1 protein-coding gene is annotated in these 1,319 nt (G+C 65.1%); it reads left to right on the top strand.

Annotated features, from left to right (window positions below):
• On the top strand, positions 1 to 1,319 hold a 1,319-nt coding region (locus FH061_RS30125), incomplete at both ends, for a phosphomannomutase/phosphoglucomutase (protein ID WP_151639499.1).

Here is a 1,319-nt window from a genome sequence, read left to right as displayed (position 1 = left end):
TTCAAGGCATACGACATCCGCGGCATCGTCGGCAAGACACTCGACATCGGCGTAGCGCGCCAGATTGGACAGGCATTCGGCACCGCAGCGCGCATCAAGGGCGAACAGACCGTGGTCATCGGCCGCGACGGCCGCCTCTCCGGTCCCGATCTCTCCACCGCGCTGGCCGCGGGCCTGCAGCGTGCCAGCATCAATGTCATCGACCTCGGCGTGGTCGCCACCCCGATGGTCTATTTCGCCACCCACGTGCTCGATGCCCAGTCCGGCATCATGGTCACCGGCAGCCACAATCCGCCCGACTACAACGGCTTCAAGATGGTGCTGGCCGGCGAAGCCATCCACGGCGACGCCATCCAGAGCCTGTACCAGACCATCGTCAAGGGCGACTTCGCCCAGGGCAGCGGCAGCTACCGCACCCATGACATCAGGCAGGCCTATCTCGAGCGCATCACCAGCGACGTGAAAGTCTCGCGCAAGATGAAGATCGCGGTCGACTGCGGCAACGGCGTGGCCGGCGCCTTCGCGCCCGAGCTCTACCAGGCCATGGGCTGCGAGGTCGTCGAACTGTTCTGCGAAGTCGACGGCAACTTCCCCAACCACCATCCCGACCCGGCCCATCCGGAAAACCTGCAGGACCTCATCCGCTGCCTGCGGGAGACCGATGCCGAGATCGGCCTGGCCTTCGACGGCGACGGCGACCGCCTCGGCGTGGTGACCAAGGACGGCCAGATCATTTATCCCGACCGCCAGCTCATGCTGTTCGCGGCCGATGTGCTCTCCCGCCATCCGGGCAAGGAAATTCTCTACGACGTCAAGTGCACCCGGCATATCGGTCCGTGGGTGAAGCAGCATGGCGGCGTGCCGCTGATGTGGAAGACCGGGCATTCGCTGGTCAAGGCCAAGCTGCGCGAAACCGGTGCGCCGCTGGGCGGCGAGATGAGCGGGCATGTGTTCTTCAAGGACCGCTGGTACGGTTTCGATGACGGGCTGTATGCGGGCGCGAGGATGCTGGAGCTGCTGTCGCGGCTGGACGACCCGACGGCGGTGCTCAATGCCTTGCCGCAGTCGAGCAGCACGCCGGAGCTGCACCTGCACCTGGAAGAGGGCGAGAACGTGGCGCTGATTGCGAAGCTGCAGCAGGACGCGAAGTTTCCGGATGCCGAGCAGATCGTGACGATCGACGGCCTGCGCGTGGAATATGCGGACGGTTTCGGCCTGGCGCGCTCGTCGAACACGACGCCGGTGGTGGTGATGCGTTTCGAAGGCGAGTCGCAAGAGGCGCTGGAGCGCATCCAGAACGACTTCAAGCGCGCCATTCT

It is taken from the genome of Noviherbaspirillum aerium, from assembly GCF_008929045.1.
Taxonomy (GTDB): domain Bacteria; phylum Pseudomonadota; class Gammaproteobacteria; order Burkholderiales; family Burkholderiaceae_D; genus Noviherbaspirillum; species Noviherbaspirillum aerium.
Note: the sequence above shows the minus strand (reverse complement) of the source record. Positions and strands in the feature narration are given on the sequence as shown.